The 23,638-nt window shown below is 68.9% G+C and carries 17 protein-coding genes and 2 pseudogenes; 14 read left to right on the top strand and 5 right to left on the bottom strand.

The genetic code is table 11. The features are described 5' to 3' along the window. Positions 1 to 307: 307 nt before the first annotated feature. A complete protein-coding gene (locus tag OHU89_RS48315; protein ID WP_405652727.1) occupies positions 308 to 1,162 on the bottom strand; it encodes an alpha/beta fold hydrolase in 855 nt (284 codons plus the stop codon). A 454-nt stretch (positions 1,163 to 1,616) separates the two neighbouring features. On the opposite strand from OHU89_RS48315, the gene OHU89_RS48310 reads away from it, so the two are divergent. Beyond that, on the top strand, positions 1,617 to 2,219 hold the full coding sequence (locus tag OHU89_RS48310) for a TetR/AcrR family transcriptional regulator (protein ID WP_405652725.1): 603 nt from the start codon (positions 1,617 to 1,619) through the stop codon (positions 2,217 to 2,219). A gap of 177 nt (positions 2,220 to 2,396) precedes the next feature. Here the strand turns inward: OHU89_RS48310 and OHU89_RS48305 are convergent, their stop codons facing one another. Continuing rightward, complete coding sequence (locus OHU89_RS48305; RefSeq protein ID WP_405652723.1) at positions 2,397 to 5,069, bottom strand: family 78 glycoside hydrolase catalytic domain; 2,673 nt, start codon at positions 5,067 to 5,069, stop codon at positions 2,397 to 2,399. Positions 5,070 to 5,289: 220 nt separating this feature from the next. Between OHU89_RS48305 and OHU89_RS48300 the strand changes: the two genes are divergently transcribed. The 3 genes and pseudogenes from OHU89_RS48300 to OHU89_RS48290 all read left to right on the top strand — a co-directional run. Continuing rightward, positions 5,290 to 5,607: a putative quinol monooxygenase gene (locus OHU89_RS48300; protein WP_405652721.1), complete on the top strand. Its 318-nt coding sequence runs from the start codon at positions 5,290 to 5,292 to the stop codon at positions 5,605 to 5,607. 33 nt (positions 5,608 to 5,640) lie between these two features. Further along, positions 5,641 to 6,879 carry an FAD-dependent oxidoreductase gene (locus OHU89_RS48295; protein WP_405652719.1) on the top strand — a complete coding sequence of 413 codons (1,239 nt, stop codon included), beginning with the start codon at positions 5,641 to 5,643 and terminating at the stop codon, positions 6,877 to 6,879. Further along, positions 6,879 to 7,432: pseudogene (locus OHU89_RS48290) on the top strand (cyclase family protein); the annotation flags it as partial. The gene OHU89_RS48295 and the pseudogene OHU89_RS48290, both read left to right, overlap by 1 nt. Before the next feature lie 51 nt (positions 7,433 to 7,483). On the opposite strand, the gene OHU89_RS48285 reads toward OHU89_RS48290, so the two are convergent. Both OHU89_RS48285 and OHU89_RS48280 read right to left on the bottom strand, forming a co-directional pair. Further along, on the bottom strand, positions 7,484 to 7,852 hold the full coding sequence (locus OHU89_RS48285; RefSeq protein ID WP_405652717.1) for an iron chaperone: 369 nt from the start codon (positions 7,850 to 7,852) through the stop codon (positions 7,484 to 7,486). Between the two features lie 390 nt (positions 7,853 to 8,242). After that, a complete protein-coding gene (locus OHU89_RS48280) occupies positions 8,243 to 8,788 on the bottom strand; it encodes a MarR family winged helix-turn-helix transcriptional regulator (protein ID WP_405652715.1) in 546 nt (181 codons plus the stop codon). Positions 8,789 to 9,109: 321 nt separating this feature from the next. Between OHU89_RS48280 and OHU89_RS48275 the strand changes: the two genes are divergently transcribed. From OHU89_RS48275 to OHU89_RS48230, 10 genes are all read left to right on the top strand, one after another. After that, positions 9,110 to 9,613 carry a flavin reductase family protein gene (locus OHU89_RS48275; protein WP_405652712.1) on the top strand — a complete coding sequence of 168 codons (504 nt, stop codon included), beginning with the start codon at positions 9,110 to 9,112 and terminating at the stop codon, positions 9,611 to 9,613. A gap of 41 nt (positions 9,614 to 9,654) precedes the next feature. Then, positions 9,655 to 11,106 carry a 4-hydroxyphenylacetate 3-monooxygenase, oxygenase component gene (gene hpaB / locus OHU89_RS48270; RefSeq protein WP_405652710.1) on the top strand — a complete coding sequence of 484 codons (1,452 nt, stop codon included), beginning with the start codon at positions 9,655 to 9,657 and terminating at the stop codon, positions 11,104 to 11,106. After that, on the top strand, positions 11,106 to 12,551 hold the full coding sequence (locus OHU89_RS48265; protein WP_405652708.1) for a fumarylacetoacetate hydrolase family protein: 1,446 nt from the start codon (positions 11,106 to 11,108) through the stop codon (positions 12,549 to 12,551). The genes hpaB and OHU89_RS48265 overlap by 1 nt, the downstream gene beginning before the upstream one ends. After that, positions 12,548 to 13,480: a 4-hydroxy-tetrahydrodipicolinate synthase gene (gene dapA / locus OHU89_RS48260; RefSeq protein ID WP_405652706.1), complete on the top strand. Its 933-nt coding sequence runs from the start codon at positions 12,548 to 12,550 to the stop codon at positions 13,478 to 13,480. Before OHU89_RS48265 ends, dapA begins: the two co-directional genes overlap by 4 nt. Further along, positions 13,477 to 14,964, top strand: coding sequence for a 5-carboxymethyl-2-hydroxymuconate semialdehyde dehydrogenase (gene hpaE, locus OHU89_RS48255; RefSeq protein WP_405652704.1), 1,488 nt, complete (start codon positions 13,477 to 13,479; stop codon positions 14,962 to 14,964). The genes dapA and hpaE overlap by 4 nt, the downstream gene beginning before the upstream one ends. Further along, the gene (gene hpaD, locus OHU89_RS48250) at positions 14,961 to 15,965 is read left to right on the top strand and encodes a 3,4-dihydroxyphenylacetate 2,3-dioxygenase (RefSeq protein WP_405652702.1); all 1,005 of its coding nucleotides are present in this window, start codon (positions 14,961 to 14,963) and stop codon (positions 15,963 to 15,965) included. Before hpaE ends, hpaD begins: the two co-directional genes overlap by 4 nt. 196 nt (positions 15,966 to 16,161) lie before the next feature. Next, positions 16,162 to 17,118, top strand: a complete 957-nt coding sequence (locus tag OHU89_RS48245; protein ID WP_405652700.1) for a helix-turn-helix domain-containing protein — start codon at positions 16,162 to 16,164, stop codon at positions 17,116 to 17,118. Between the two features lie 374 nt (positions 17,119 to 17,492). Beyond that, positions 17,493 to 18,824 (top strand): MFS transporter, encoded by a 1,332-nt coding sequence (locus tag OHU89_RS48240; protein WP_405652698.1) that lies wholly within the window; start codon positions 17,493 to 17,495, stop codon positions 18,822 to 18,824. 270 nt (positions 18,825 to 19,094) lie between these two features. After that, positions 19,095 to 20,627: a GMC family oxidoreductase gene (locus tag OHU89_RS48235; protein WP_405652696.1), complete on the top strand. Its 1,533-nt coding sequence runs from the start codon at positions 19,095 to 19,097 to the stop codon at positions 20,625 to 20,627. Continuing rightward, positions 20,624 to 22,060: an aldehyde dehydrogenase family protein gene (locus tag OHU89_RS48230; RefSeq protein ID WP_405652694.1), complete on the top strand. Its 1,437-nt coding sequence runs from the start codon at positions 20,624 to 20,626 to the stop codon at positions 22,058 to 22,060. The genes OHU89_RS48235 and OHU89_RS48230 overlap by 4 nt, the downstream gene beginning before the upstream one ends. A gap of 76 nt (positions 22,061 to 22,136) precedes the next feature. Here the strand turns inward: OHU89_RS48230 and OHU89_RS48225 are convergent. Then, a pseudogene (locus tag OHU89_RS48225) lies at positions 22,137 to 23,189 on the bottom strand (exonuclease domain-containing protein); the annotation flags it as partial. Positions 23,190 to 23,638: the final 449 nt, after the last annotated feature.

Below are 23,638 nucleotides of genomic sequence, written 5' to 3'. Positions count from 1 at the left end.
GTGCTTCCGTGCGCCCCACCGCAGCCGCGCACGGTGGTGACGCCGCATGCATTGACCACGGGGCGAAGGGATCGGCGGAGCCGTCATTCGTGATGGACGTGAGACTTGATGGGGCCTGCAATCAGAGAGTGCCCGGTGTCGTCGATGGCGGGTTTGTCGCTGATGGAGGGGGCGTTCTCGTCCGGCCGATCCAGGCGGTGCGGCCCGGGTCGGTCAGGGCACTGGTGCCGGATCGGGGGCGCCTCAGATCCCATCGATGAGGTCGGTGTTTGTGATCAGGGAACCGTGTTCATCTGATTCTCTTGTCTCATGACTGAATGAATCGAGAGATGGTCTGGAGGAATTCCTGAGTCTCTTCCACCAATGGGTTGTGACCGGAGTTCTCAAAGATGTGAAAGTCCGCATGGGGAATCCCCTTCACTATTTCTTCCGACTGTGATGGCGGTGTGACCCAGTCATACCTACCCGTGACGACAAGGGTTGGAATGTGGATGGCGCCCAGCTGTGCGCGGACGTCATAAGAAGGCAGTTCGTGCTTCATGACGTGTTCAGCCACCTCGGGTCCGGCTATTACGCGTGCGTCCGCAGCTTCCCTTTCGGCCAGCGGCGGGACCGTACGGTAGTAGAGGGGCCCGACGACTTCGGCCCACCTGGCGTACTTCTCAGGGGTGATGGTCCCCCCGAATAGAGCTGTTATCAGCTCCATCTGCTCTGCGCTGGCCACCTCGGCAACTTGTTTCATCGAGAGCGCGTGATAGTCGTTGCTCGGTGCCGTGTCGGCCAGGATGAGCTTTGACAGCGAATCGGGATAGCGGACGGCGTACTGCAGAGCGACCATGCCGCCGAATGAGGCACCGAGGAGCACGGGCGCCTGGATCCCGAGGTAGAGCCGCAGCGCCTCGATGTCGTCGGCCATCTGTTCCAGCGTGTAGGTGCTGGTGTCTGCGCGGCCGGATCGTCCTGTGCCCCGGTGGTCGAAGTAGATGATCTGTGCCGTGCCCTGCAGGCCGTCGAGCCACGGTCGGAAAAGGCTGTGATCGCCTCCTGGACCCCCGTGGTGAACGAACAGCACCGGCTTCGATTCGAGACTCTTCTCCATTACGGAGAGACCTGATCCGACGACATCGAAGAAGAGATCAATACCGTTGATTTGGGCGAACATGAGATTCCTTGGACGGTAGTGGTGCGCGATGCGGCAGGGATCTGGCTGTCATCCCTCTGCCGAGTGCGGTCACGTCGTCGCCACGGCGAAGGTGTCGGCGATCCAGTCGGTGGTCAAGGTGCTGACGTGTGCGAGGTGGATCTAGTCCGATGTGCTCGGTGGCGCCCTCGTTGGGGGTGGAGATCCGCAGGTCGCGGTTGGGGCGTGGTCGGCCTGGTCTTAGGTCAGGGAAGGGCGCGGACACTGCCGAACGCGATCAACATGAAGGTCCTCCGGCAGCGGAATTGGCCAAAGCGTAGTGTGCGCTACGATTAAATCAAGAGGGTAGCGCCTGCTACGGTTCTGTCAAGTAACTGTTCGGCGGCGGTTGCCGCGCATCGGAGGGAACCCATCGGTGACGTCGTCCACATCGGCTGACAAAGCCGCTGTCGAGCCCCTTGTGATCAGGCCGCCGTTGCAGAAACGCAGTCGGGAGGCGTGGGCGCGGGTGCTCGACGCCGGGGTGGCACTGCTGGAGGAGGGCGGGTACGAGGCATTCACGATCGCGGCGGTGTGCGACCGTGCCCAGGTGGCGCCGAGGGCGATCTATGCCCGGACCGATAGCAAGGAGGCTCTGTTCCTCGCCGTCTACGAGCACGGGCTGGACCGTGTCCGGGCCGACCACTCGGTCTTCGCCGACGCTGAGCACTGGCGGGGCCTGTCGCCGGACCGGCTCGTGGAGCGGGCGGTGCGTGCGGTCGCCGACATCTTCGGCCGGCATGCCGCGTTGCTGCGAGCGGTGATCCTCATCTCCGGAGCGCACCCGGAGATCCACCGACGCGGTGCTGACTACAGCGCAGAGCTCGGCCGGCTCTTCACCGGCGTCCTGCTCGAGGTCGGCGAGCACATGGACCACGATGACCCGGAGCCTGCCGTACGGGCCGCGTACACCACCGTCTTCTCCACACTCGTCGTCCGCGTGGCGTACGGACCGGCCATCACCGACGCCGAGGCCGACGACGACGCCTTCCTCGCTTCCCTGAGCGACATGGCGTGCCGGTACCTGCTGCGGTCGTAGAGCTGCCGCCGTCACCGATGCAGAGCGCACGCCCGCGCGGCCTCCGCGGAGATGCGGCGGCGCGTGGGCGGGATCGTGTTCTTGCTGATGCAGTCGCTGGTCATCCCGATCGTCCTGGACCTTCCGAAGCACCTGGGAGCCTCGCCGTCGAACACTTCCCGGGCGGACGGCCGGTGTTCAGCCCTGCTCTCTCTCGGCGCGGGGCCAGACCACCGTGTGTGTACCGCTACTGAACTCCTGCGGGGGCCCGCCGGTACCGGTGTGCAAGCGCGCGGTGCTGCCTGGAGGAACCGCGACCTCCAGAGTCACCTGGCTCTCGTCTGCGACCCAGCTGCTGGAGGCGGCGCCGTAGGGCGTCTGCACCTCGGCGCGGGCGGAGGTCAGTCCGCCGCCCACCAGTGGCCGGACGTCGAACACGCGGTAGCCCGGTTCAGTCGGCGACAGCCCGGCGACGTATTCGGTGAGGAAGCCGACCACCGCACCGAGGGCGTAGTGGTTGTGGCTCTCTTTTGCCTCCCCCTTCGTGTTGTACCCGTTCCAGGTCTCCCAGACGGTGGTCGCCCCCTGTTCGACCTGGTACAACCAGGACGGCGTGGTGGTCTGCAACAGCAGACGCCAGGCAACGTCGGGCCGGCCCGCGTCGGCGAGGACCGGCAACAGCATCGGTGTGGAGAGAAAGCCGGTGGCCAGGTGGTTATCGGCTGCCTCGATGAGCGTCACAAGCCGGTCGACTGCTGCGGGCCGTTCTTCATGTTCCAGCAGGCCGAAGGCGAGGGCGCGGACGTAGTCGTCCTGGCGGTCGGTTCCGACACGGCCGTCGTCGTGCAGGAAGGCCGCCCGCCATGCGCTGCGCGTGTGGTCCGCGAGTTCCCGGTAGCGGGTGGCATCGGCGTCGCGGTCGAGGACAGTCGCGATGTCGGACAGAGTGCGCGCGGAGTGCTCGAAGTAGGCGGTGGCCGTCACCGGGCTGTGCCGCATGCTGTCGAGAATCGACGCGGCGAAGCCCTGCCCTGGACGCAGCCACTCACCGAAGTGAAAGCCGGTGTCCAGCAGGAAGGGGTCGACGCCAGGGTTCGCGCTGCCGCGCAGGCGCCGGGTGATGCGCCTCTTCTCGCGAGCCCGGCGGGTCAGTTGATCCACCCATGCGGTCATGCTCGGGTACTGCCGCTCCAGGACGGACCGGTCGCCGTAATACCGGTACAGCGTCCAGGGCAGCAGTACGGCGGCGTCTGCCCAGCCGGCCGACTGCGCCACCACGCGCATCAGTTTGGCCATTCCTCCGGAGAAGGACGAGGCCTCAGCGGGAACGAAGACCGGCACTCTACCGTCGGGCAGCTGCTCTGCGGCCAGATTGCGCAGGTAGCGGCGCAAGTAGGCCTGGGCGTCGACGAACGTGGTGGACGTCGGGGCGAAGACCTGGATGTCCCCGGTCCAGCCGGAGCGTTCCCGGGTTGGACAGTCCGTTGGGGTGTCGGTGAAGTTCGACCGAAGTGACCAGGAGACGTTGCGACGAAGGCGCACGAGCCGCTGGTCGGAGCAGTCGAAGCCTCCGGCGTCCGGCACCGTCGAGGACACAACGATGCCCTCGATGTCTTGGGCACTGAGGTCGCCGGGCAGGCCGTCGACCTCGACGTAGCGGAATCCGTGGATGGTGAACCAGGGGGACCACCAGGTTGCTTCGTCGCCGAGAATGACCTCGTCGCGCTGGTACCAGCGGTTCACGGGAAGTCCGTGGATGTAGTCGATGTCCAGCTCGCCGTCCTTGCGCAGGACCTCGCTGTGCGTCAGGCGGACGGTGGTCCCGGGTCCTGCGGGAAGACGGATCCGCACCACGCCGGCGAAGTTCTGCCCGAAGTCGACGATCTGCTTACCCGAAGTTGCCCGGCTGACGGTACGAGGAGAGAGCCGCTCGATCTCGCACACCGCGGGAACGTCCTCGGCGATCAGCGTGCGCCGGTCGTCGAGCACCTCGGCGGGCCCGAACCGGGCTGGTGGTGCATGTGATGTCAGCCAGTCCTCATCGGGTACGCGCAGGTCGACCCGCTCCCCGAACATCGGGTCGGCAGCGCCGATGCGCCCGGTCCCGGCCTGCCAGGATCCGTCGCTGACGACCGTGACCGTGCTGCCGTCCTCCAGGTCGAGATCCACCTGGACGAGGCCCGCGGTCCGGTCGCCGTAGACGGCCTGCTTCGCGGTGAGCCCGTTTGCCCCGCGGAATCTGCCGTCCCCGACCGCCATCGACACGACGTTGCCGCCGGCACGAAAGGCTTCCGTCACGTCATAAGCCTGGTATTCCACGTACTGGTCGAACGGCGTCCAGCGCGGCACCAGCGCCGGGCCCGTGAGGTCACGTCCGTTGACGAAGAAGCGGTACCAGCCCAGCGCGGAGACGTAGGCCCGGCCCCGAAGCACGGGTGCGGGAAGGTCGACCGTGGTACGCAGGTACAGCACGCGATAGTCGGTCTTCGCCGCGGGGACGGGCCCGCTCACCCAGCGTGCGGCCCAGCGTTCCGGGTCCAGTACGCCCGTCTCGAACGATGCGTACTCGCTCCAAGGCCCGGGTTCCTGCTCCGTCCCGGACCAGACGCGCACCCGCCACCTGTAGTGCCGGCACGACATCAGCGACATGCCTTCGTACGTGACACCGAAGGGCTCCGTGCCGGTCACCCGGCCGCTGTCCCAAGCCAGCTCACCCGCGGCGGAACCATCCCCGGTGGTCACCTGTACCTGGTACGCGGCTTGGGCCACGGCCCCGGCAGGCAGTCGCCACGCGAACTCCGGGCTTCGACTGCCGATGCACAACGGGCTGTCCAGCGTGTCGGTCCGCAGATCTACAGGGGCGCACAGCATGCAAGTCTCCTTCATCGCGCCGAGGAACGTCCTCGTCCCGGCCGCGGGCGACACATCGGTAAAACGAGTCCAGTGACAGAGCGTCCTTGCTGTCGTCCGGGCATGGATCGCCCGCGTGCGACCTGGGCACGGTCGAGACCGCCGCGATCGTGAAGGCATCACCTTGACAGAACCGTAGCAGTCGCTACTCTTTTGATTCAACCGTAGCGTTCACTACGCTTTGACCGTCTTCCACCGTCGGAGGATCTTCGTGCTGATCGTGATCGGCAGTGCCCGTGCGCTTCCCGGACGCCGGGCCGACCTGGTGTCGGCCGCTCGTGCCGTCGCCACGCAGTCCCGTGCAGACGAGGGCTGCGAGTCCTACGGCTTCTACGCCGACCTCACCGACGACGAGACGATCCTGAGCGTCGAGATCTGGCGCGACCAGGCGGCCCTCGACGCGCACATGGAGCACCCACACACGCAGGAGTTCCTCGCCGCGGCCGGCTCGCTGGTCGACGGCACGCCGACGATGCGTTTCCACACCGTCGCCGACTGACACTTCCCGTCACCCCTATCCCCAGGGAGCACCATGAGCGTCCCCGCAACGAAGCGAGGCCGGGTCGCCGTCATCGGCGCCGGACCGGCCGGCATGGCCACCGCCCTGTCGGTCCACCAGGCCGGCCACGACGTCGTCCTCCTGGAGCGCTACCCGCAGGCCCGGCCGGCCGGCAACATCCTCAACCTGTGGCCGCCGCCGATCAAGGCGCTCGGCCTGCTCGGCGTCGACATCACCGACCTGGGTGCCCCCTGCTCTTCGGAGTTCCGCTCCGCGAAGGGCCGCACCCGGGCCCGGGTGAACCTGCCCGAGCACATCGTCGCCGACTACGGGGGTGGCTTCATCGGGCTGCTGCGCCCGGAGCTCTACCAACGGCTGCTCGCCGCGATGCCGCCCGGTGTCCTGCAGCTCAACCGCACAGTGGAGAGCTTCGACCAGGACGAGACCGGTGTCCGGTTGAAGATGGCCGACGGCGAGACCATCGAGGTCGACGTGCTCGTCGGCGCCGACGGCATCGACTCGCTGGTCCGCCGGACGCTGTGGGGCGACTCGCCCAAGCGGGAGCACAACCTGCACATCTTCGGCGGATTCACCTTCGACGAGGACGTGGTCGCGGACCCGGGGCTGTGCATCGTCTCCCACAACCGGACAGTGCAAGGCAGCTGGACCTCGATCCGACACAAGGGCCGCTACGGGTTCCAGTGGTGGGTGCTGGGCGCACACGACGACGCCACCACCTTCGACGGCGACCTGCACGCCACCGCGACGGCGATGGGCGCGGAGTTCCCCGCCCCGCTGCCGCAGCTGATCGCCGCGACCGAGCCGGGCAACGTACAGCGCTGGGTGCTGCGCGACCGCAAGCCGCTCAAGCAGTGGTCCAAGGGCCGGGCCACCCTCGTCGGCGACGCCGCGCACCCGACATCCCCCTACGCCGCCTACGGCGCGGGGATGGCGACCGAGGACGGGTACTACCTGGGCCGCCGACTGGCCGGGCTCGACCTGAGCGAGCACACCGCCGTCCGGGCCGCGCTCGACGCCTTCGAGGCCCCGCGCAAGCCGCACACCGCCCGCCAGGTGCAACAGGCCTACATCCTGGGCAAGGTCTTCCACCACGCCCCCGGTCCCCTCCAGGGAGTGCGGGACGCGATCCTGGACCGGACCCCCTTCCTGCAGAAGGTGGTCGGCGAGTCCTCTCCCGGCGAGATCCTGGCCCAGATCGCCGCGATCGACCAGGCCGAGAAACGATTCGCTGCCGTGCGCGGCGGGGCGTGATGACGCCGGGCGGGCTCGACCGCACCGATCCCGAAGGTGCCATCGCCGCAGCGGCGAAGCGCAACTCCAACTGGGGCCGCTGGGGCGCCGACGACGTCCTGGACACACTGAACTTCCTCGACGAGGCCAAACGCCGCGAAGGCGCCGCCCTGGTACGCCGCGGGGCGAGCTTCTCCCTCGCCCAGACCTTCGCCGCCGACGGTCCGCAGAAGGGCTGGCGGCGCCGGACCAACCCGGTGCACACCGGGCTGGAGGCCGAACGCGGCACCCAGGGCTTTCCGCACGGCATCGGCGGGGCCGACGACGTGGTGTTCATGCCTCTGCAGGCCTCGACCCAGTGGGACGGCCTCGGGCACATTTTCGACCACGGCATGGCCTACAACGGCCGCCGCGCGGGCGACGTCGTCACCAGCGAAGGCGACAAGGTCACCGGCATCCAGACCACGGCCGGACTCATCGCCGACCGAGGCGTGCTGCTCGATGTCGGCCGCGTCGTGGGCGACGCCGCGTGCTGCCCGACGGCTTCGCCGTCACCGTCGAGCACCTCGAGGCCAACGACCTTGATCAACGTTTGCATCCAGACGACGGCTATGCGTCGCAGTAGTCAGCAGATCTTGCCCGGCCCGGCCGCCGCCGTGGCCCGCAGCAGATCCCGGAGGAGCACGAAGTCCATCTTCTCCGGTCTACGGAAGCACAGACAGCCCTTGCCCATGTCATAGCCTGCCAGCCGCTCAGCGAACGCCTCGCGGACATCGCTGCGCAGTAGATAGAAGGAGATGTACTGCTTCTGGCTCGCGAAGGCGATCTCCCCGATGCCATCCCGCTTATAGGCGGGCATCCCGTAGGCCATCACCTCGGTGAACCCCTGCAGCTCTGCACGGCACAGCTCACGCAGCCGGGTCAGAGCCACTTTGCGTTCCTCAGGTACCTCGGCGAGATAGCTGTCCACGTCTTCCGCCCGGCTTTGCACCATGATCCGAGCGTACGCGGAACGAAGCGCTGACCAACATCTCAAACACGTCCTAGCACTGCGGGGCCCTGGATCGCCGTCGGCGATCGCGACACTCACGAAGGACGCAGCGCTGACCAACGGCGCCTTCTACACCCACTTCACGTCCAAGGACGAGCTCGTCGCCACCGCGGTCGCCGACGAACTGCACGCACAGAACGCGAACATCGTCGCGCACGCGGCACCCGGCCGCGACGGACTCGAACAGATCGTGCGGTGGCCATCTACTCAGCACCGCAACAGCCCGGACGACGGCTGCCCGTCCGCCGCCCTGCTCGACGAATTGGGCGGCGAAGCGGCCGCCGTCCGCCAAGCAGGACGCCTGCCATTGGCTCGTCGCCCTGGGAAAACCCCTCAGGTCCGATGCCGGACGTCGAAGTGCGCGGAGTGCGCGGTCAGCTTGCCGAGCAATTCGATGAGGGTCCGTTGCTCGTCCACACTGAGCGCGCCCGCCCACTCCTGTTCACGTGCGTTGTGCGCCTGGAAGGCAGTGGTGATCGCCTGCAGGCCGGCCTCGGTGAGGCCGAGCTGGACCGCGCGCCCGTCATAGGAGGCGCGCTCCTTGCTCACCAGGCCGTCCCGCTCCAGCGTGTTCACCAGCGCCGACACGGCGGCTCGGCTCATGCCGGACAGCTCCGCGACCTTCTTCGCCTCGACCGGGCCCGAGAGCCAGATGGCGAACAGCACTCGGAAGCCGGGCCATGACCAGCCGCGAGGCCTGTGTACGGCGGATTCGAGGTCGTAGACGAGCATGTTGGCCGCGCGGTGGAGGGTAAGGACCATCCGCATGGCGAGCGGGTCGATGCCGGGGAGTTCCCGTGAAGCCCGGTCGACGGCGTGGTCGATGAACGACCAGAAGTGCAGGTGGTCGGCATCCAGCGGTTCCGGTTCCTGGGTCACAGTCGGAGTCTAGGCCGGGCAGCATGACGGACCGCACTTGGGAAGCGGGCACCGCGCCGGCATGCCGTCCAGGTTTCTGGACCGTAAAAAACCTTCACTCGAGGGCTTCCCCAGAGATGCAGGCAGGGGTACGGTCCTCAATTAATCAAAGCATTGATTACATGCCCTGAGCATTAGTTGTTCTGTTTTGTCCCCTGGGTCTGTCAGGGGACAGGTCTCCTCCCGGCCGTGCGTCCCGATGCGCGGCCGGGTAGCCCCGGCCGTTCCTCCTTCTCCGTCGACGGGGACGGCCCGCGGGCGATCGATCCCAAGGAACCTCGTATGCCCGAAGCATTCGCTCCCCCCAGCCCTGGCGCCCTGCGCGCCTGCATGTCCCGGTTCGCCACCGGCGTCACCGTCGTGACATACGCGGGCGAGGACGGTCCCCGGGGCGCGACCATGAACTCCTTCACGTCCGTCTCCGCCGATCCCGCTCTGGTGCTCGTCAGCGTCGCCCGACGCGCCCGCTGCCACGACCAGCTGATCGACAGCTCCTTCTGCGTCAACATCCTCGGCGCCGAACAGGAGCCGCTGGCCCGGCTGTTCGCCGGGGCGCAGGGCGCCGCCGAGCCCCGCTGGGCGACCGCGGCCCGGGTGCCCCGCCTCACGAACCCGCTGGCATGGGTGGAGTGCGAGCCATGGCAGGCCTACGACGGCGGAGACCACACCCTCCTCGTCGGCCGCGTCACCGACCTCGGCCACCGCGACGGCGACGCCCTCACCTACGCCTGGAGCCGCTTCGGCACCGCGGCCGAGTCCACCGACGGCATCGAACACCTCATCTGAACCCGCCCCCTCCCGCTGATCACCTCCCCAGGAGAACCACCATGGCCGCACGCACCGGCAAGGAATACCTGGAGCGCCTCGCCGCCTCCCGCCCCACCGTCCACATCCAGGGCGAGACCGTCACCGGCGGCATCCAGGACCACCCCGCCTTCCGCAACGTCGTCCAGACCTACGCCGAACTGTTCGACCTCCAGCACTCGGACGAGCACAAGGACACCCTCACCTACACCTCGCCCACGTCCGGCGAGCCGGTCGGCACGTCCTTCCTCACCCCGAAAACACCGGACGACCTGGTCAAGCGCCGCAAGGCGTTCAAGGTGTGGGCCGACCACAGCAACGGCATGCTCGGCCGTACCGGCGACTACATGAACAGCTCCCTGATGGCGCTCGCCTCGGCCGCCGGCTGGTTCGCCCAGGCCAACCCCGCCTTCGGCGAGAACATCCGCCGCTACTACGAGAAGGTCCGCGAAGAGGACCTGCTGTGCACGCACACGCTGATCCCGCCGCAGGTCAACCGAGCGGTGGCCGGTACCCAGCAGGCCGGCGGCAAGCTGGCCGCGCGCATCGTGAAGGAAGACGACAACGGCGTGGTGATCCGCGGTGCGCGCATGCTCGCCACGATCGCCCCGTTCGCCGACGAGATGCTCGTCTTCCCCTCGACCGTGCTCCGCGGCACCCCCGAGGACAAGCCGTACTCCTACGCCTTCGCCATCCCGAACGACACCCCCGGCCTGCGCTACATCGCCCGCGAACCCCTCGACTACGACCGCCCCCGGCACGACCACCCCCTCGCCTCCCGCTTCGAGGAATCGGACTGTGTGGTGGTCTTCGACGACGTGCACGTGCCCTTCGAGCGCTGCTTCGCCCTCGGTGACGCGGAACTGTGCAACGGCTTCTACTCCCAGACGTCCTCCGTGGTGCACATGACCCACCAGGTCGTCACCCGCACCACCGCCAAGACCGAGTACATCCTCGGCCTGGTGACACTGCTGACCGAGGCCATCGGCATCGAGCAGTTCCAGCACGTCCAGGAGGACATCGCCGAGATCATCACCACCCTGGAGACACTGCGCGCCTTCCTGCGCGCGGCGGAAGCCGACGCCGAGGTCAACGCGTACGGGGTCCTCACCCCGGCCTTCGCCCCCCTCAACGCCGCCCGCAACCTCTACCCCAAGCTCTACCAGCGCTTCCCGCAGATCCTGCGCAAGCTCGGCGCCTCCGGCCTGATGGCCACCCCGACCGAACTCGACATCCAGGGGCCCGCCGCTGCCGACATCGACGCCTACCTGCAGTCGGCCTCCCTGTCCGGCCCCGAGCGCGTGAAGCTCTTCCGTCTCGTCTGGGACACCTGCATCTCCGCCTTCTCCAGCCGCCAGGCCCTGTACGAGTACTACTTCTTCGGCGACCCCGTCCGCATGGCCGGCGCGTACGTGAAGAGCTACGACCGGGAGCCGCACAAGGCGAAGGTCCAGGCGTTCCTGGAGCGCTCCTGATGACGCACCCCCTGGGGAACCCCCCGTCGAAGATCATCGCTGTCCATCTCAACTACCCCAGCCGCGCCAAGGAGCGCGGCCGGACCCCGGCCCAGCCCTCCTACTTCCTCAAGCCCCCCTCGTCGCTGGCCGGCACCAAGGAGGCCATCGTCCGCCCGGAGGGGTGTGAACTTCTCGGGTTCGAAGGCGAGATAGCCCTGGTCGTAGGCAGCCGAGCCCAGCGTGTGCGGCCGGAGGACGGCTGGTCCCACGTGCGGTGGGTGACCGCCGCGAACGACGCCGGGCTCTACGACCTGCGGTACGCCGACCGCGGCTCCAACCTCCGCTCCAAGGGCGCCGACGGCTTCACCCCGATCGGGCCGCGGCTGCTGGATGCCCGCCGGCTCGACCCGGGCGCGCTCCAGCTGCGTACCTGGGTCAACGGCGAACTCGTGCAGGACGACACCACCGACACCCTCCTCTTCCCCTTCGGACAGCTCGTCGCCGATCTGTCGAGACTGGTCACCCTGGAGCCCGGTGACGTAATCCTTACGGGCACTCCGGCCGGCGCCTCCGTCGTCTCCCCCGGCGACACGGTGGAGGTCGAGGTCACCGGCAGCGGACAGTCCACCGGGCGGCTGCGCAACCCCATCGCCTCCGGGCCCGCCCTGGAGACGTACGGAGCAATGCCGAGGGCGGACACGGCCGAACGCGAGGCCGCCCACGGAGCCGCGTACACCCCCGAGCCACTACTCGACAAGCGCATCGAGCAGGGACTGCGTTCGGTCGCGGTCGCCACACTCAGCGCACAGCTGCGGGGGCGCGGACTGCCGCACATGTCCATCGACGGGGTACGTCCCACACGACCGGACACGAAGATGGTCGGCGTCGCCCACACGCTGCGTTACCTGCCGCTGCGCGAGGACGTCTTCAAGAAGTACGGCAACGGCATGAACGCCCAGAAGCGGGCGATCGAGGAGCTGAGGCCGGGCCACGTGTTGGTCATGGACGCCCGCCGGGACACATCCGCCGGGACCCTCGGCGACATCCTCGCGCTGCGCGCGCAACAGCGCGGCGCGGCCGGGGTGGTCACCGATGGCGGTCTGCGCGACAGCGTCGCGGTCACCGAACTGGGGCTGCCCGTCTACCACGGCGGAGCCCACCCCTCCGTCCTCGGCCGCCGCCATGTGCCGTGGGACACGGGAGTGCCGATCGCCTGCGGCGGAGCCCTCGTGCAGCCCGGCGACCTGCTGGTGGGAGACGCGGACGGCGTGGTCGTCGTGCCGCCCGAGCTGGCCGAGGACCTGATCACCGACTGCCGGGAGCAGGAACAGCGGGAGCACTTCATCACCGAGCAGGTGCGCGCCGGGCACGACATCGACGGCCTGTATCCCCTCGGTCCCGACTGGCACGAGACGTACGAGCGGTGGCGCAAGCAGCACAGCACGCAAGGAGAACACACATGAAATTCCGCAGCGACCCGTCCGCCATCCGCGGCTCCATCGCTCCCGCCATCACCCCCTTCACTTCGGATGGAGCCGTCGACCACGACAGCCTGCGCGCGCTGATCCGCTTCCAGCTGGAGTCCGGTTCGCACGGCATCTCGCTGGGCGGCTCCACCGGCGAACCCAGCGCGCAGAGCGTGGCCGAGCGGATCGCGGGGATGCGGACGGCGGTCGAGGAGATCGGCGACCGCGTCCCGTTCCTGCCCGGGACCGGATCCCACAAGCTCGACGAGACCCTCGAACTCACCGCCGCCGCAGCCGAGCTGGGCGCCGACGCCGCGCTCGTCATCACGCCGTACTACGCGCGCCCCACGCAGGAGGCGCTGTACCGGTGGTACGCGACCGTCGCACGGGAGTTCCCGGACCTGCCGATCGTCGCCTACAACGTGCCCTCGCGCACGGCCGTCGACATCGCGCCCGAGACGGTGAAGCGGCTGTTCACCGACTTCGAGAACTTCGTCGGCGTCAAGGAGACCACCAAGGACTTCGAGCACTTCTCGCGCGTGCTGCACGCCTGCGGACGCTCGCTGCTGGTGTGGTCGGGCATCGAACTGCTCTGCCTGCCGCTGCTCGCGCTCGGCGGTGCCGGGTTCGTCTCAGCCGTCGCGAATCTGGCGCCCGGCGCAGTGGCTCGGATGTACGAGCTGTGGGAGGCGGGCGATTTCGACGGTGCCCGCGACCTCCACTACCGCCTGCACCCGCTCGTCGACCTCTTGTTCGTCGAGACGAACCCGGCGCCCGCGAAGTGGGTGCTGCACCAGCAGGGACGTATCGCGTCGTCCCATGTCCGCCCGCCGCTCACCTCTCCCACCGACGCGGGCCTGTCGAAGATCCGCTCGCTGCTCAGCGAGGGCGGAGACCTCACCCAGCAGATCGGAGCCGCGCAGTGAGCACCACCCCTGAGTACCTTCCCTCCGGGATCCAGCACTGGATCGGCGGTTCCCTCGTCGATGCCGCGGACGGACGCACCTTCGACGTCGCCGACCCGGTCTCCAACACGGCCTACGCACAGGCCGCGCGTGGCTCCGCGGCCGACGTGGACCGGGCGGTGACGGCTGCCCGGGCCGCGTTCCCGGAGTGGGCAGGGCTGTCCAACCGGGCACGCGCGGGTGTCCTGTACCGGATCGCCGACGCCGTCGAGGCCCGTCATGACCGGCTCGCCGCTTTCGAGTCGTACGACTCCGGGCTGCCGATCACGCAGGCCCGCGGCCAGGCGCGGCGCGCCGCCGAGAACTTCCGCTACTTCGCGGATGTCATCGTGGCCCTCGGCGAGGAAGCGTTCCGGCAAGGCGACGACCAGTTCAGCTATGTGGTGCGCACACCGGTGGGAGTCGCCGGGCTGATCACTCCCTGGAACACACCGTTCATGCTGGAGAGCTGGAAGCTCGCCCCCGCGCTGGCGTCCGGCTGCACGCTGATCCTCAAGCCGGCCGAGTGGACCCCCCTGTCCGCGTCGCTGTGGCCGGAGATCTTCGACGAGGCAGGCGTGCCCGCCGGAGTGGTGAACATCGTCCACGGCCTCGGCGAGGAGGCCGGCCAGGCCCTCGTCGACCACCCGGACGTGCCGCTGATCTCCTTCACCGGCTCCACCGACACGGGCCGGCACATCATCCGGTCCTCCGCCGAGCACCTGAAGACGGTGTCGATGGAGCTGGGCGGCAAGTCCCCGGTCGTCGTCTTCGCCGACGCCGACCTCGAAGCCGCGCTGGACTCGGTCGTGTTCGGCGTGTTCTCCCTCAACGGGGAGCGCTGCACGGCCGGTTCACGCGTACTCGTCGAGCGCCCGCTGTACGAGGAGTTCACCCGGCGACTGGCGGAGCGGGCCGCCAACGTACGCGTCGGGCTGCCTTCCGACCCAGCCACCGAGGTCGGAGCGCTGGTCCACCCCGAACACTACGAGCGCGTCCTGAACTACGTGGAGATCGGCAGGAAGGAGGGCCGTCTGGTCGCCGGTGGCAGCCGCCCCGACCACCTCGCCGACGGCAACTACCTCCAGCCCACCGTCTTCGCCGACGTCGAACGCGACGCCCGCATCTTCCAGGAGGAGATCTTCGGCCCCGTCGTCGCCGTCGCTCCCTTCGACGACGAGACCGAGGCCGTGGAACTCGCCAACGCCACGCAGTTCGGCCTGGCCGCCTACGTCTGGACCTCGAATCTCAAGCGCGGCCACCGCATCGCGCACGCCGTCGAATCTGGCATGGTCTGGATCAACTCCCACAACGTCCGCGACCTGCGCACTCCGTTCGGCGGGGTCAAGGCCTCCGGCGTCGGCCGCGAGGGCGGCGCCCACAGCATCGACTTCTACACCGAATCGAAGATCGTCCACGTCGCCCTCACCGAGGTGCACACCCCCCGCTTCGGAGCCGCATCATGACCGCCTCGAACGCCCCCGACGTCGTCCGGTCCGCCTACGCCCAGCTCGCCGTCACCGACCTCGGTGCCGCCCGCTGGTTCTGGGTCGACATGCTCGGCTTCTACGTGCAGTACGAGGACGCCGAGTCGCTGTATCTGCGCGGCACGGACGAACTCACCCACCACTCACTCGTGCTGCGCAAGGGCGACCTGGCGGCCCTCGACCACATCTCGTATCGCGTCCGCACCCCCGAGGACGTCGACAAGGCGGAGAAGTTCTTCGCCGGACTCGGCTGCCCGATCAAGCGGTTGAAGAAGGGCGAGGGAACGCACGGGATCGGCGACGCGGTCCGCGTCATCGACCCGCTCGGCTTCCCCGTGGAGTTCTTCCACGAGATCGCCCGCGCCGAGCGCCTCATCCAGCGCTACGACATCCGCCACGGCGCCGAGATCGCCCGCCTGGACCACTTCAACATCTGCACCCCCGACATCCCGGCCGCCTACGCCCACTACCAGTCCCTCGGCTTCGGCTGCTCGGAAACGATCGAGGGTGACGAGCACGAGCTGTACGCGGCCTGGATGTACCGCAAGCAGACCGTCCACGACGTCGCCTTCACGGGGGGTGCCGGGCCGCGCCTGCACCACCTTGGGGTGGCCACCCACGAGTCCCACCAGGTACTGCGCGCGGCCGACATCTTCGGCTCACTGCACAAAGAGCACCACATCGAACGAGGCCCCGGCCGGCACGGCGTCTCCAACGCCTTCTACCTCTACCTGAGGGACCCCGACGGCCACCGCGTGGAGATCTACACCTCGGACTACTACACCGGTGACCCGGACCACGAGACGTACCGCTGGAACGTGCGCGACGACCGCCGCCGCGACTTCTGGGGCAACGCCGTCATCGAGTCCTGGTACAAGGAGGCCGTCCCCGTCCTCGACCTGGACGGACGTCCGCGGCCCGTGACCGACACCGTCCTCGACGAGTCCGCGGTTCAGGTGGGTGCCGACGGCCTCGGCTGATACTCCGGCCGGTGAGGGGGACCCGGAGGTGCTTCGCGCCCTTCCCGGACCCCCTCACCGCCACTCGGCAAACACGGGATCTTCCCATTCACCCCATTCATCGCACTTTGTGAAAACCGGATACGACAGTTAGTATCCGGCGGCACGCCTACCTGACGGCTTGCCGAAGGGCCCTCAGAGGAGACCCATGCCCTCGATGACGACTCCGTCGGACGACACCTCCGCAGGACGCTTCGAGTTCTGGCGGGAAGCGGTCGGCCAGAGTTTCGTGCCGCTGGAAGCGCTGCCGCGCGAGGTTCCCGACTTCCGCGCCTCCCTGCACACCGCCCAACTCGGCGCGGTGCAGGTGTCGGTGGTGGCCGCGGATCCGCACGGTGTCGCCCACACCCGTAGGCACATCGCCTCCGACCCGGCCGATTTCGTCAAGGTGAGTCTTCAGTTGGCCGGGCGGTGCATGCTGACCCAGGCGGACCGCCAGGCCCTGCTGGAGCCGGGCGAGCTGGCCATCTACGACACCCGGCACCCGTACACACTCGACTTCGACCAGCCGTACCGCACCCTCGTGCTGATGTTCCCGAGGGTCCTGCTCCGGCTGCCCGAGCGCGACCTGACCCGCATGATCGCCACCACCGTGTCGTGCGGCGACGGACTGGGGCCTGTGGTGCACCCGTTCCTGTGCGGCCTGGCCGGGCAGGTGCACCAACTGGACGCTCTCGGCACGCAGCGACTCGCGGACAGCGTGGTCGACCTGGTCGGCGCGACACTGTCGGAGCGATGCGCCGCGCATGTGACGCTGGAGGACGACGGGCGGGAGCTGCTGGCCCAGCGGATCCTCACGTACATGGAGCAGCGGCTCTCCGACCCGGGGCTCGGCCCCGACCGGATCGCGGCCGCCCACCACATCTCGCGGCGCTTCCTCTACAAGCTGCTGGCCGAGCGGGGATACACGGTCTCGGGCTGGCTCCGGGAGCGTCGCCTCGCCGAGTGCCTGCGCGACCTCGCGGACCCCGCGCTCGCCCATATGCCCGTCGCCACCGTCGGAAGCCGCTGGGGCTTTCCCGACCCCGCCCACTTCAGCCACGCATTCAAGAGCGCCCACGGCATGAGTCCGTCGGATGCACGCGAGGCTGGGCGCACGGCGCTGGGCGCCTAGCGAGCGCTCAGCGGCGGTCACGCGGTCTCGCCGCCCTTTCGCTGCCTGTCGCAGTACGTCCCGAACGGCGGATCTGCCGATCGTGCCCGCCCCAGCAAGGGCCGGTGCACCATCACGCAAGCCGGAGTGGGCCGCCGAGGTGCACCCTCCCGTCGTGAGAGAGAGCCGCACACTCCTCACGGGCCCGCCTCGCGGGCGCCGGTGAGCGGCTTACGCAGGAACATCCACGGACACAGGATCGGGCTGACGTACCGGCCACCCCCCAAGGCCGAAGCGCATCACTGCGCTGATCGACAGCCCCGCCCTGTCTCTTCTCCCCACGGCTCTCCCTTCCTGCCTCTCCGGCTCCCGCTCATCCGACGAATGAGGCATTCATGCTGAGAAAGCGATCCGCCGCGCCCCCTCCGCTCAGTGGCGTCGGCCCCGACGCCCGCCGCTACGAGAACAAGCTGCTCGTCATCCTCTTCCTGGGCTTCGGCCTCGTCTTCTTCGACCGGCAGGCACTTCTCTTCCTCGTCCCCTTCATCAACGAGGACATCCCCCTCTCGAACACCGCTCTGGGCACGCTCTCCGGAGTCCTCGCCCTGACCTGGGCCCTGTCCGGAATGATCTCGGGACGGCTGTCCGACCGGCTCGGCCGTCGTAAGCCCGTGATCATCATCGCGGTGGTGCTCTTCTCCTGCCTCTCGGCGTCGAGCGGTCTGGTCACCGGATTCGCCGCGCTGCTGGGAGCCAGGGCGCTGATGGGGCTGGCGGAAGGTGCCGTACTGCCGGCGTCGCAGTCCCTGATGGTGGAGGCGTCACAGGAGCACCGGCGCGGGCTGAACATGGGCCTGCTGCAGGGCTCCTCGGCCGGACTGCTGGGCGGCATCCTCTGCCCGCTCGCGGTGGTGTGGATCGCCACGCAGCACAGCTGGCGGCTGGCGTTCGTCATCACCATCGTCCCGGGCCTGCTGCTCGCCCTGTGGATCTGGCGGTCGGTACGGGAGGAGCCGCCGGGTGGCTGTGTGATGCCGGAGCCCGTGGCGGAATCCGTGCATGCCTCGGCCAAGCCGAGCATCGGCAGCATCCTCCGGCAGCGCAACATCATCCTCTGCGTGCTGATCGCCTGCGCGTACATGACCTGGTTCTTCGTCATCATCACGTTCGCGCCTGTCTACATGACCTCGGTCAAGGGCTTCTCACCCGCGACGATGAGCGGCGTCGTGACCTGCCTCGGGGTGGCGTGGGTCTTGTGGGGCTTCGTCACACCGGGGATCTCGGACCGGTTCGGCCGCAAGAACACACTGATCGTCTTCACGGTGATGGCCGCGCTCTGCCCCCTGGCCGTGGTATATGTGAGCAGCCCTCTGATGCTCGGCGCAGTGGTTGTGCTCACGTACACGGGCCTCGGCTGCTTCACCCTGTTCATGGCGACCATCCCCGCGGAGACCGTCCCCCGTGGCGCATTGGCGACCGCCCTGGGCCTGGTCATGGGCATCGGGGAGCTCGCCGGCGGCTTCCTCGCTCCGGTGATCGCCGGGTGGGCCTCCGACAACTGGGGGCTCGAGACGGCCATGTACATCTCGGCGGCGGGTGCCGCGGTGGTCGTCCTGCTCGCGCTCGGGCTGAAGGAGACGGCTCCCGCCGTCCTGCGCAGGAAGAACGCGGCGGCGGTCCGCGCCGGCGCTGCGGAGCGACCCACGAGCGGAGCCACCGTCTCCTGACCTGGTGCCTTTGCTACGACTCCCGCGACGGCCAGGACCACGGAGGTGGTCCTGGCCGTCGCGTGTTGCCCGGGGACGAGCCGTGCACCCGCGCGGTCCGGGGCCCGGTCACCCAAGCAGCTGCCGGGCCACCCATCGGCCGGTAAGGGCAACGCCCGACCGGTCAGGGGGGCCGGTCCCGGCCCGCGCTCAGCCGTTCGTGCCCGCCTCCGCAAGACACGGTGCACCGCCGCACAAGCCGGTAGGCCGTGCGTCTGTGAGCCTCCCGTCATGCGAGCAACACACACCGTTTACGACCACATCGTGGTGGGCGCCGGATCCGCGGGCTGTGCCCTCACCCGCAGACTCGTGGACGCCGGCCGGACCGTCCTGCTGATCGAGGTGGGCGACCGGGACGACAACCCGGCCATCCACGACCCCGGGCGCCTGTGGGAGCTGTGGAACTCCCCGCAGGACCACGCGTACACCACTGAACCCCAGCGGCACGCCTCCGGCACCCAGGTGTTCTGGCCGCGCGGCAAGGTCCTCGGCGGCTCCAGCGCCCTGAACGGCATGATCTACGTCCGCGGCAACCGGGCCGACTACGACAGCTGGGCCTACCAGGGAGCCGCGGGCTGGTCGTACGACGAGGTGCTGCCGTACTTCAAACGCTCGGAGGACTTCGAGGACGGCGCGTCGCACTACCACGGGGTCGGCGGTCCCCTGCCCGTCAGCCGGAACCACTCCCCCAACCCGGTGACCACCGCCTTCATCGAGGCATGCCAGGACTACGGGATCGCGTACAACGACGACTGCAACGGCCAGGACCAGCTCGGCGTGAACCTGCTGCACCGCAACATCCGCGACGGCAAGCGCGTCAGCGCGTGGACCGCCTTCATGGAGCCGGTGCTCGACAGCACGCTGCTGACGGTGATGACCGGCACGGCGGTCACGCGCGTCCTGGTGGACGGGGCCCGGGCGCGGGGCGTCGAGCTGCTGCGTGAGGGCCGTACGACGCAGGTCCGCTGCGAAGGGGACGTGATCCTGTCCGGCGGCGCCATCGGATCGGCACAGCTGCTCCTGCTCAGCGGTGTCGGGCCAGCGGACGAACTGCGGACCCTCGGGATCGGGGCGACCGCGGACCTGCCGGGAGTGGGCGCGAACCTGCACGACCACACCCTCGCTCCGGTGGTGTGGGAGTCGGCAAGGCCGGTGCCGCAGGGTACGGCCAACAAACTGGAGGCCCACTACTTCGCCAAGTCCGACCCGGCGCTGACCGTGCCGGACCTGCAGCCGCTGATGTCCCACCTGCCACTGCCGGTGCCCGACATGAACGTTCCGGAAGAGGGCCACGGCTTCTCGGTCCTCGCCGGGACGATCCGTCCGCTCAGCCGGGGCCGCCTGTGGCTGCGCTCGGCCGACCCCACCCAGGCCCCTGCCCTGGACCCTGGCTACTTCTCCGAGCCCTCGGACCTCGCGGCCATGGTGCGGGCCATGCAGCAAGTGCGGGAGATCGGCGAGGAGAAGTCGCTGGGCGACTGGCGAGGCCGCGAGGTCGCACCCGGACCGTACGTGCGTACGGACGCGGAGGTCGCCGCGTACATCAAGCGGACCCTCCTCAGCTATCACCACCAGGTGGGCACCTGCCGTATGGGCATCGACCGTATGGCGGTCGTCGACCCGCAGCTGCGCGTACACGGCGTGGCCGGGCTGCGCGTCGCGGACGCCTCCGTCATGCCCTCCGTCACCTCCGGCAACACCCACGCACCTGCCGTCATGATCGGCGAGCGCTGCGCCGACCTCATCCTGGGAGCACAGCTGTGACCAATACCCTTTTCATCGGTGGCGAGTGGCAAGCCGCGGCCTCCGGAGCGGAGTTCGAGACTCTGGACCCGGCGACGGGGCAGCCCCACGCCCAGGTGTCCCTTGCGGGGACCGCGGACGCCGACACGGCCGTACGAGCCGCCCGCGCCGCCCTCGAGAACCCGGAGTGGGCGGGACTCACCCCGGCCCGGCGCGCCCGGATCCTGTGGCGCATAGGCGACCTCATCGAGGAACACGCCGAGGAACTGGCCGAGTTGGAGACCCGCGACCAGGGCCAGCCGCTCGGCATCTCCATGGCGGTCAGCGTCGCCGCGGCTGCCGAGCACTTCCGCTACTACGCCGGCTGGGTCACCAAGATCTACGGCGAGACGGCACCGCTCTCCTTCCCCGGCGTGCTGCAGTACACCAAGCGCGAGCCGGTGGGAGTGTGCGCACTGATCACCCCGTGGAACTTCCCGCTCATGATCGCGAGTTGGAAGATCGCACCGGCCCTCGCCTGCGGGAACACCGTGATCGTCAAACCCGCGGAACAGACCCCGATGACCACGGTGCGGCTCGTCGAGTTGTGCCGGGCGGCCGGCGTGCCGTCCGGCGTCATCAACCTGCTGACCGGTGGTCCCGAGGCCGGACGGGCCCTCGTCGAGCACCCCGGCGTGGACAAGGTCTCCTTCACCGGTTCGACCGAGACCGGCAGGGACATCGTCCGGGCCTCCGCGGGTAACCTCAAGCGGGTCACGCTCGAACTCGGCGGGAAGGCACCGAGCCTCGTACTACCCGGCGCCGACCTGGACGCGGCCGTGACAGGTTGCCTTCAGGGCGCGCTCCTCAACAGCGGCCAGGTGTGCGCCGCCTACACAAGGTTCCTCGTCCACCGCTCCCTCGCCGACGAGTTCGCCGAGCGCTGCGCCAAGGCCGTCAGCGGGATGCGACTCGGCGCGGGCAGCGCGCCCGACACCGAGCTCGGCCCCCTGGTCACCGGCGAACACCGTGACCACGTCCACGCACTGGTACGCAGCGGGGTCCAGGAAGGCGCCCAGTTGCTCGCCGGCGGGGCCCCCGTCGACGACTTGCCGGGCTTCTTCTACCAGCCGACCGTGTTCACGGGTGTACAGGACGACATGCGTATCGCCCGCGAGGAGATCTTCGGCCCGGTGCTGTCCGTTCTGCCGTACGACGACGAGGACGAGGCCGTCGCCCGCGCCAACGACACCGAGTACGGCCTGGCGGCGGCCGTATGGACCCGCGACGTGGGCGCGGCGCACCGCGTGGCGGGCTCCATCCGGGCGGGAACGGTGTTCATCAACATGCCCAACCCCGTGGACGCCTCCGCCCCCTGGGGCGGGTTCAAGGCCAGCGGCTGGGGCCGGGAGATGGGCAGCGGAGCCATCGATGCGTACACGGAGGTCAAGAGCGTGTGGACCTCGCTCGCCTGAGGTGCCTGCCCGTCGCGGACAGGCAGCCGCCGCGGGTTCGGACCGGGGCGTTCGGCGCGGACGCGGCCGGTACGGCAGGACGCTGAGCCGGCACACTCGAAGTGGAAGCGGTGAGCGCCGCAGGACGCTGGGCCGGGACGTCCTGCGCCGGCACAGGAGATGCAGTGGTCGAGCTCGCGAGCGTCTCCGCCGCGGGGCGCTGCCGGGCGGTGCCCTTGGCCTGACCGGCCCGCACACTCTCCAGCAATCGCAGGTACGCGAGCTCGTCCACGAGGGGCACGCCCTCGTCCGCCGCACCACGCAGCTTGGCAGATGCGGCGCTGGATTCGTTGGTGACGACGACGCTGGTCTGGCCGCTGACCGAGGTCATCATGTTCAGCCCGGCCACCACCGAGCGGGCGACCAGTTCCTCGCGGGAGACCTGGGTATCTCCGGTGATGGCGACCTTCATGCCCTGCACCAGCGGCCCGCCCGACGCCAGACGGCCCGGATTGCGGTACGCACAGGGCGTCTTGGGGACATACGGCTTGTAGTCCTGTCGGGGCGGGCAGTCCAACAGCGGCAGGGAAAGCCCCAGTTGCTCGGCCGCGCCCAGCGAAGCGCGCAGGATGCCGGAGAGCACCCGTACGTCGTCCTGCGCGTCGTGGGCCTTCTCCTGACGCACGCCGTAGTGAGCTGCCAGTGTGCCCAGCTTGAGATCTGGGGTCGCGGGGCCGACCAGGCGGTTGAGAGCCAGTGTGCACAGGCGTCTACTTACCGGCACCCAGGAACGGACATGGGCGAACTCGTGGGCGATGAAGTCGTAGTCGAACTGCGCGTTGTGGGCGACCAGGACCCGGCTGCTGAGCAGCGCCCCCACCTGCGGCGCGATCTCCTCGAAGGTGGGAGCGTCGGCGAGACGGTCGGGCGTGAGGCCGTGGATGTGGACCGGGCCAGGGTCGCAGCCCGGGTTGAGGAGAGTGGAGAACTCCCCGGTCTGGTTGCCGTGTGCGTCCAGCGTGAGGATCGCGAGGGACAGGACGCGGTCCCGTCCGGGTCTCAACCCTGAGGTCTCCACGTCCACCAGCACCCAGTCGTGGACGTAGTCGGGCAGGGTAGGCCACTTCGGGCACGACGACAGCAGGACCATATGGGGCTCCCCTCCCCTAGGCGCAGCGGGCGCCACGCCCTCTCCGCGCCGGTGATCAACTGATGGGATTTTCGCACGCGCCGGGTGCAGCCCGTGGTTCATCCGTAACGGAGAGCCAATCTGAAGGCGGTCAAGCTAGTGCTCTGCGGAGTCGGCGTTGGTGCCAGCCGTTCCTGAGTCAACAAGGGCCGCGTCCACTCAGGAGACCCACGCAGCGTTTCCTGAGTGAACTGACTTTGGCCGGAATGATTGCACTAGCCATGCGCCGGGCACCGCAGTCGACCTGGACCGACTACCCCGGACTTCTCCGAGGAGGAGTGCGACCGGTCACGTCCGCTGAAGTGGTGTATCGACGGCATGGCCGAACTCTTCGCCGAGCGCGCCGACCGGACCTCGGACTCAGCGCCCGGCATGGCCAACTCGTGAAGCCGGCCGGATGCCCGCCCGCC

It is taken from the genome of Streptomyces sp. NBC_00019, assembly GCF_045041015.1.
In the GTDB taxonomy this organism is placed as follows: Bacteria; Actinomycetota; Actinomycetes; order Streptomycetales; family Streptomycetaceae; genus Streptomyces.
The sequence above is the reverse complement of the archived record's forward strand: the minus strand, read 5'-3'. Positions and strand labels throughout refer to the sequence as shown.

Bases quoted from the DNA above. Each gene is read 5' to 3' on its own strand.
- OHU89_RS48295 (WP_405652719.1), top strand. From the start codon at position 5,641: ATGAGCGTCCCCGCAACGAAGCGAGGCCGGGTCGCCGTCATCGGCGCC.
- OHU89_RS48305 (WP_405652723.1), bottom strand. From the start codon at position 5,069: ATGCTGTGCGCCCCTGTAGATCTGCGGACCGACACGCTGGACAGCCCG.
- OHU89_RS48245 (WP_405652700.1), top strand. From the start codon at position 16,162: ATGACGACTCCGTCGGACGACACCTCCGCAGGACGCTTCGAGTTCTGG.
- OHU89_RS48315 (WP_405652727.1), bottom strand. From the start codon at position 1,162: ATGTTCGCCCAAATCAACGGTATTGATCTCTTCTTCGATGTCGTCGGA.
- OHU89_RS48285 (WP_405652717.1), bottom strand. From the start codon at position 7,852: ATGGTGCAAAGCCGGGCGGAAGACGTGGACAGCTATCTCGCCGAGGTA.
- dapA (WP_405652706.1), top strand. From the start codon at position 12,548: ATGAAATTCCGCAGCGACCCGTCCGCCATCCGCGGCTCCATCGCTCCC.
- OHU89_RS48275 (WP_405652712.1), top strand. From the start codon at position 9,110: ATGCCCGAAGCATTCGCTCCCCCCAGCCCTGGCGCCCTGCGCGCCTGC.
- hpaB (WP_405652710.1), top strand. From the start codon at position 9,655: ATGGCCGCACGCACCGGCAAGGAATACCTGGAGCGCCTCGCCGCCTCC.
- OHU89_RS48240 (WP_405652698.1), top strand. From the start codon at position 17,493: ATGCTGAGAAAGCGATCCGCCGCGCCCCCTCCGCTCAGTGGCGTCGGC.
- OHU89_RS48265 (WP_405652708.1), top strand. From the start codon at position 11,106: ATGACGCACCCCCTGGGGAACCCCCCGTCGAAGATCATCGCTGTCCAT.
- OHU89_RS48235 (WP_405652696.1), top strand. From the start codon at position 19,095: ATGCGAGCAACACACACCGTTTACGACCACATCGTGGTGGGCGCCGGA.
- hpaD (WP_405652702.1), top strand. From the start codon at position 14,961: ATGACCGCCTCGAACGCCCCCGACGTCGTCCGGTCCGCCTACGCCCAG.